Source organism: Streptomyces sp. McG3 (genome assembly GCF_018619185.1).
Classification (GTDB): Bacteria; Actinomycetota; Actinomycetes; order Streptomycetales; family Streptomycetaceae; genus Streptomyces.
In genome coordinates this window covers 1-6,429 of record NZ_JAAXYC010000383.1, presented here as the reverse complement: position 1 = coordinate 6,429, position 6,429 = coordinate 1, and the positions used below count along the sequence as shown (strand labels likewise).

The window sequence follows — 6,429 nt, the reverse complement described above, 5'->3', positions numbered from 1 at the left end:
GGTGGCGCCCGATGCCCCGCGACGGACGCCACCATGTCCAGCACCTGCCGCGTCTCCGCCACCTCGTGCACCCGGTACACCCGCGCCCCCAGCCACGCCGACACCGCCGTCGTCGCCAGCGTGCCGATGACCCGCTCCTTCACCGGCCGGTCCAGCGTCTCGCCCACGAAGTCCTTGTTGGACAGGGACACCAGCACCGGCCACCCGGTCTCCGCCATCTCCCCGAGCCGCCGCGTCGCCTCCAGCGAGTGCCGGGTGTTCTTCCCGAAGTCGTGCCCCGGATCGATCATGATCCCGTCCGGCCGCACCCCGAGCCCCACCGCCCGCTCGGCCAGCCCCACCGTCACCCGCAGGATGTCCGCCATGACGTCCTCGTACGCGATCCGGTGCGGCCGGGTCCGCGGCTCGGCGCCGCCCGCGTGCGTGCACACGAGGCCCGCCCCGTACCGCGCGGCGACCTCCGCCAGCTTCGGGTCCACCCCGCCCCACGCGTCGTTCAGCAGGTCGGCCCCGGCCTCGCAGACCGCCTCGCCCACGTCGTGCCGCCAGGTGTCCACGCTGATCACCACGTCCGGGTGGCGGCGGCGGACCTCGGCGACGAACCCGACCGTGCGGCGCGCCTCCTCCTCGGCGCTCACCTCCTCGCCGGGACCTGCCTTCACCCCGCCGATGTCGATGATCGCGGCGCCCTCGGCCACCGCCTGCTCGACCCGGGCCAGCGCCGGCTCGTCCCCGAAGGTGGCGCCCTGGTCGTAGAAGGAGTCCGGGGTCCGGTTCACGATCGCCATGATCACCGGCTCGTGCGGACCGAATTCCCGCCGCCCCAGCCTGAGTGCACCGCTTCGCATCCCGTGTTTCCTCCTCAGATAGCCCGCCTGCGACCCTAAGGCCTTGTCGGGCCGGCCCCGACTTGTCCGTGTCGCATGGCACGATCGGACCCGGACGAGGTTTCCGCCCCCGGGGAGATGCGCGTGTTCTGGTTCTTGCTGCTCACGATGGTCGTGGTCGTCACCGCGGTCACCCTCGCGGTGGTCGGAGGCGGTGGCAGCGCCGTGCTCCAGGACGTCCCGCCCGACCGGTTCACCGATCCGCTGCCCGCGACCCGCCCGGTCGGCCGGGCGGACGTCGAGGCGCTGCGCCTGCCGATGGCCGCCCGCGGCTACCGGATGGCGGACGTCGACGAGGCGCTGTCCCGGCTCGGCGCCGAACTGGCCGAGCGCGACGCCCGGATCGCCGAGCTGGAGTCCGCCCTGGCCGGGGTGCAGGCCGCAGCGGTGACGACGGGCACCGACCTGTTCAAGCAGCCCGGCGACCGGCGGGGCGACCGCCCCGCCGAGCGGGCCGGCCAGGAAAGCGTCCAGGACCGCGCCGAGGAGGACGGGCGATGAGCGGCGCGGCCGTGGCCGCCCCGGACGGCGGGCTGCGCTGCCCGTGGGGCCTGTCCGCCGAGGACTACCTCGCCTATCACGACACCGAGTGGGGCCGGGCGGTCCACGGGGACGACGCCCTGTTCGAACGGCTCTGCCTGGAGGCCTTCCAGTCCGGGCTCTCCTGGATCACGATCCTGCGCCGCCGGGAGACCTTCCGTACCGCGTTCGAGGGATTCCGGATCGAGGCGGTCGCGAAGTTCACCGACGCCGACCGGGAGCGGCTCCTGGCCGACCCGGGGATCATCCGCAACAAGGCCAAGGTCGACGCGACCCTCGCCAACGCCAAGGTGCTCGCCGACTGGCCGGAGGGGGAGCTGGACGAGCTGATCTGGTCCCACGCCCCCGATCCGGCCGGCCGGCCGGCCCCGCGCGACCTCTCCGACGTCCCGGCCGTCACGCCGGAGTCCACCGCGCTCGCCAAGGCGTTGAAGAAGCGCTCGATCCGCTTCGTCGGCCCCACCACCGCCTACGCGCTGATGCAGGCCTGCGGACTGGTCGACGACCACCTCGCGGACTGCGTGGCGCGCGGCGGCGGGGCGGCGCCGCGCTGAGCCGCGGCTACTTCCCGAGGTAGACCGGCTTCTCCTTGGCCAGGAACGCCTCCACCGCGATGGTGTGGTCCTGCGACGCGCCCGCCCGGGTCTGGAGTTCGTCCTCCTTCTCCAGCGCCTCGGCGAGCGTGTGCCCGGCGCCGTACGCCATCGACTCCTTCAGCGCCGCGTACGCCACCGTGGGGCCGTCCGCCAGGGCCCTGGCCACCGCCGTCGCCTGCTCGGCCAGCTCGGCCGCGGGGACGACCCGGTTGACGATCCCCAGCTCGTACGCGTCCTGCGCGGAGATCGACCGCGGGAAGAACAGCAGATCGGCGGCGCGGCTCTGCCCGATCAGCCGGGGCAGCGTCCAGGACACGCCCGAGTCCGCCGTGAGTGCGACGCCCGCGAACGAGGTGTTGAAGGAGGCGGTGTCGGCGACCACCCGGTAGTCGGCCGCGAGCGCGAATCCGAACCCGGCCCCGGCCGCGACGCCGTTCACCCCGGCGACGACCGGCTTCGCCATCCCGGTGATCGCCCGCACGATCGGGTTGTAGTGCTCCCGCACCGTGCTCAGCGCGTTCCCGCCGCCCGCCTCGCGGGTGGCCGAGAGCGTGGCGACGTGCTCCTTGAGGTCCTGGCCGACACAGAAGGCGCGCCCGGTGGCCGTGAGCAGCACCGCCCGGACCCCCGCGTCCGCCGACGCCGCCAGCAGCGAGTCCCTCAGCGCGACCTTCGCCGCGGTGTTCATGGCGTTCATCGCGCCGGGTCGGTTGATCGTGATCGTCGCGAGACCTTCGGTCACGTCGTACAGGACGGTGTTCGCCGGCTCGTCGGCCATTCCGGTATCCCCTCGCTGCTCGGGCATCGTTGCCACTGCAGGCAAGCATGGCCGATCCGGAGCTGGGCAGAGATGTGACCTGCGTCTAACAATTGGCTCTCACCTGGGGGTCCGGGGCGGCGCAGTATCGCAGCCGGATCGCCGAATTGGGTGGTTTTGAGAGAGCGCGTTGCGCAAGCGATGCAGACCGATGTTGGTCATCGGGGTCATTGATGCGGGATAATGGCGAAGAAGCAATGTGTTCGATGCCGGTGAGGCAGCGCCTGTCATGGGGCCGCCGGTTGCGATGAGCTGGTTTCAGGAAGGGGAACGAGCATGGCGGCCATGAAGCCGCGGACGGGCGACGGCCCGCTCGAGGTGACAAAGGAGGGGCGGGGCATCGTCATGCGCGTTCCGCTCGAAGGCGGCGGTCGGCTTGTTGTCGAGCTGACTCCGGACGAGGCCGATGCCCTCGGCGACGCGCTGAAGAAGGTCGTCGGCTGACGCGGAACGCCCATCACCTTCACCACTGCCCGGTACGGATTCCGTACCGGGCAGTGGTGCGTCCTGACGAGGATCTCCGTGCTGACCACGGCGTTCTCCGTGGTCAGCCGCGCCGGACCGCGCAGAGCAGGCCGTCGCCGACCGGCAACAGGGTCGACATCAGCTCCTGGCTCTCGCGCACCGCCCGCAGCAGGTCCCGCAGTCGCAGTACCTCGGCCGGCTGGGCCGCGGAGTCGACCGTACGGCCGTCGGCGAAGACGCCCTCGAAGCAGACCAGCCCGCCGGGCCGCAGCAGGCGCAACGATTCAGCGAGCACATCGAGGCTCTCCAGCCGGTCGCCGTCGCAGAAGACGAGGTCGTAACCGCCGTCCGCGAGCCGGGGCAGGACGTCCAGGGCGCGGCCGGGGATGAACCGGGCCCGGTTGGTGGCGAAGCCCGCCTCGCGGAACGCCGCCCGGGCGAACTGCTGACGCTCGGGCTCGGGGTCCACCGTGGTCAGGACCCCGTCCGGCCGCATTCCGTGCAGGAGATAGATGCCGGACACGCCGGTGCCCGTGCCGATCTCCGCCACCGCTTTGGCGTCCGCGGCGGCTGCCAGCAGGCGCAGCGCAGCGCCGGTGCCCGGTGACACCGAGCGAAGCCCCAGCTCGCGAGCCCGCTCCCGGGCTCCGTGCAGTGCTTCGTCCTCGGCGACAAAGGCGTCGGCGAATGCCCAGCTCGTCTGCCGGTTGGCGGTAATGACCCTCTCCTGTCCCCGTAGTTGGCGCAACGGTGACTGTATCCGCTGGACCCGGGAACCCGCAGATGGGACCGGGCGTTGTGCAGGCAGTGGGGAAAGCGCGGTGGCCGGGTCCGCGGATCGGACCGGCGAGCTGCGGGAAAGTGCCGGGCGACGCCCGGCCCCAGCAGGGAAAAAGGCTTATCCGGAGCTAACGGGCGAGGTGGCTATGGTAGGGGCTCGACTGGACACCACCAGAGCCGATAGGGGAGGTGCGGCTGCGCCTGTGGACCGGGGAGGGATGCTGCGGCGTCTCCTCAGGTCGGCCGGTGAGCCGAAATCCGTGACCAACATTGCTGACCGTTCTTCCGAAGACTCCGCACCAACCGCGACCTTCGCCTCCGATGCGGATTCTCAGGCGTGGACCCCGCCCTCATGGGAAGAGATCGTCAGCACGCACAGCGGTCGTGTGTACCGCCTCGCCTACCGGCTGACGGGAAACCAGCACGACGCCGAGGACCTGACCCAGGAGGTCTTCGTCCGGGTGTTCCGCTCGCTGTCGACGTACACACCCGGCACCTTCGAGGGCTGGCTGCACCGCATCACGACCAATCTCTTCCTGGACATGGTCCGCCGCAAGCAGCGCATCCGCTTCGACTCGCTCGGCGACGACGCGGCCGAGCGCCTGCCGAGCCGTGAGCCGTCCCCGCAGCAGGTCTTCAACGACACCCACTTCGACGCCGACGTGCAGCAGGCGCTGGACACCCTCGCGCCCGAGTTCCGTGCGGCCGTGGTCCTCTGCGACATCGAGGGCCTCAGCTACGAGGAGATCGCCGCGACCCTCGGGGTGAAGCTCGGCACCGTCCGCAGCCGTATCCACCGCGGCCGCTCGCACCTGCGCAAGGCGCTCAAGCACCGTTCGCCCGAGGCCCGCGCCGAGCAGCGCTCCCTGGCGGACGCGGTCCTGGCGGGGGAGGGGGGAACGGCGTGAGCGGCACAGGGCCCACCCCCGCGGAAGCTCATCTGGGGGACCGACTCGCCGCGCTGGTCGACGGCGAGCTGAAACACGACGCCCGTGAGCGGGTCCTGGCCCACCTGGCGACCTGTGCCAAGTGCAAGGCCGAGGCCGATGCCCAGCGCCGCCTCAAGAGCGCCTTCGCCATGTCCGCCTCACCCTCGCCCTCCGAGGGGTTCCTGGCCCGGCTACAGGGCCTTCCCGGGGGTCCTGGCGGGGACGACACCGGCTCCGGCGCACCGTTCGGCGGCCGGGGGCCCTTCGCCGACGAGTTCTTCCCCGGGCTGCGGCCCTCCGGCGGCAGCACCCGCGCCGACACCGCGCCCTCCCCCCTGGACGGCTTCGGATACCTCCCCGCCACCCACGGCTCCACCGCCGTGCTGCCCGGCGGCCCCGCTTCCGGTTCGGTCTTCCGCATACACGAGGTGGCCCGCGACACGGACCGCTCGCCCTGGCGCGGGCGGCGCTTCGCGTTCGCCGCGGCCAGCGCGGTCTCCCTCGCGGCCATCGCGCTGGGCGGCACCCTGCCGCTGGACTCCGGTCCCGAATCCTCCCTGCGTGCCGAGGGCGCCGGGAACAACGCCACCCCGCTCGACGCCGCGACCCGCGCCGAGAACGGCGCGAAAGCGGTCAGCCGCCGGGGCGGCGGCGCCCTCGCGGTGACCGGCGACGGCCGGGCGGCCGAGCGGCCCGCGTCCGGCACGAACCGGGTGCCCTCGACACTCACCGGTGCGACCCCGGTGGTTCCGGCCGTCACCCCTCCGGTGAACCGGCAGGGGCCGCCGACCGCCCCGCCGCTGTTCGGCGTCCATGCCTCGGGCGGGCACCCCTTCACCTTCCCCGTGCTGAACGTGTCCGTGTCGCCGCTGATACGCCCGGCGGTGTCCGGCACCCCGCTGCTGGCGGCGGCGCTCGGCAGCGGGGCGGCGCCGAAGGCGGTCCCCTCCTCGGTTCCCTCGGGGCCGCCCGCCAACGATCTGGCGAGCCCGCTTTCCCCCCGGCCCTGACCGGACCCTGCGCGGATATTCGCAAACCTGGTTGAATTCCGGTGAGGGACGCCTCGGTGGGGCGTACAGAGGCCAGTTGCGGGGAGAGCATGGACGACGGGAAGCCCACCGGGCCGCAGGCGAAGTGGTGGAGCCGCCCCACGGCGGGGCGCGCCGACCGCACGGAGCCGGACAGCGGGCCGGCCCCGTCGGGCGCTCCGTCGGCCGAGGACCGGGAGCCGACGCCCCCGGGCCCGGCCACGACCCAGGCCCCGGACAGCACGAGGCCGGCTCCGCCTTCCGAGGCCTCCGGCCGGCCGGAGGTCCACGGCGGCCAGGAGGTTCCGCGCCCCCGCCCGTCCGGGGCCCCGCTGCACGAGCCCGACGAGTACAGCACCCCGCCCTACGGCGGCCCCGGCCCCTGGG

The 6,429-nt window shown here is 73.0% G+C and carries 8 protein-coding genes and 1 pseudogene; 6 read left to right on the top strand and 3 right to left on the bottom strand.

What is annotated here, in order from left to right; translation table 11 throughout:
* Positions 1-848: dihydropteroate synthase (folP, locus tag HET64_RS34860; RefSeq protein WP_215111250.1), on the bottom strand; the 848-nt coding region annotated here is incomplete at its 3' end.
* A 75-nt stretch (positions 849-923) separates the two neighbouring features.
* Between folP and HET64_RS34855 the strand changes: the two genes are divergently transcribed.
* Positions 924-1,388, top strand: a complete 465-nt coding sequence (locus HET64_RS34855; RefSeq protein ID WP_215111249.1) for a cell division protein DivIVA — start codon at positions 924-926, stop codon at positions 1,386-1,388.
* The gene (locus HET64_RS34850) at positions 1,385-1,981 is read left to right on the top strand and encodes a DNA-3-methyladenine glycosylase I (RefSeq protein WP_215111248.1); all 597 of its coding nucleotides are present in this window, start codon (positions 1,385-1,387) and stop codon (positions 1,979-1,981) included. Before HET64_RS34855 ends, HET64_RS34850 begins: the two co-directional genes overlap by 4 nt.
* Positions 1,982-1,988: 7 nt before the next feature.
* On the opposite strand, the gene HET64_RS34845 is transcribed toward HET64_RS34850, so the two are convergent.
* Positions 1,989-2,801 carry an enoyl-CoA hydratase/isomerase family protein gene (locus HET64_RS34845; protein ID WP_215111247.1) on the bottom strand — a complete coding sequence of 271 codons (813 nt, stop codon included), beginning with the start codon at positions 2,799-2,801 and terminating at the stop codon, positions 1,989-1,991.
* 315 nt (positions 2,802-3,116) lie between these two features.
* On the opposite strand from HET64_RS34845, the gene HET64_RS34840 reads away from it, so the two are divergent.
* Positions 3,117-3,284, top strand: a complete 168-nt coding sequence (locus HET64_RS34840) for a DUF3117 domain-containing protein (protein WP_003966491.1) — start codon at positions 3,117-3,119, stop codon at positions 3,282-3,284.
* Positions 3,285-3,387: 103 nt separating this feature from the next.
* Here the strand turns inward: HET64_RS34840 and HET64_RS34835 are convergent, their stop codons facing one another.
* Positions 3,388-4,053 (bottom strand): O-methyltransferase, encoded by a 666-nt coding sequence (locus HET64_RS34835; RefSeq protein ID WP_003966489.1) that lies wholly within the window; start codon positions 4,051-4,053, stop codon positions 3,388-3,390.
* Between the two features lie 250 nt (positions 4,054-4,303).
* Between HET64_RS34835 and sigE the strand changes: the two genes are divergently transcribed.
* The 3 genes and pseudogenes from sigE to HET64_RS34820 form a co-directional block, all read left to right on the top strand.
* Positions 4,304-4,993, top strand: coding sequence for an RNA polymerase sigma factor SigE (gene sigE, locus HET64_RS34830; RefSeq protein ID WP_003966488.1), 690 nt, complete (start codon positions 4,304-4,306; stop codon positions 4,991-4,993).
* Complete coding sequence (locus tag HET64_RS34825; protein WP_215111246.1) at positions 4,990-6,024, top strand: anti-sigma factor; 1,035 nt, start codon at positions 4,990-4,992, stop codon at positions 6,022-6,024. The genes sigE and HET64_RS34825 overlap by 4 nt, the downstream gene beginning before the upstream one ends.
* Before the next feature lie 89 nt (positions 6,025-6,113).
* Positions 6,114-6,429: pseudogene (locus HET64_RS34820) on the top strand (protease); the annotation flags it as partial.

What these genes read in the sequence shown, in the direction of transcription:
- sigE (WP_003966488.1), top strand. Translation starts at nt 4,304, where the DNA reads ATGCTGCGGCGTCTCCTCAGGTCGGCCGGTGAGCCGAAATCCGTGACC.
- HET64_RS34840 (WP_003966491.1), top strand. Translation starts at nt 3,117, where the DNA reads ATGGCGGCCATGAAGCCGCGGACGGGCGACGGCCCGCTCGAGGTGACA.
- HET64_RS34845 (WP_215111247.1), bottom strand. Translation starts at nt 2,801, where the DNA reads ATGGCCGACGAGCCGGCGAACACCGTCCTGTACGACGTGACCGAAGGT.
- HET64_RS34850 (WP_215111248.1), top strand. Translation starts at nt 1,385, where the DNA reads ATGAGCGGCGCGGCCGTGGCCGCCCCGGACGGCGGGCTGCGCTGCCCG.
- HET64_RS34855 (WP_215111249.1), top strand. Translation starts at nt 924, where the DNA reads ATGGCACGATCGGACCCGGACGAGGTTTCCGCCCCCGGGGAGATGCGC.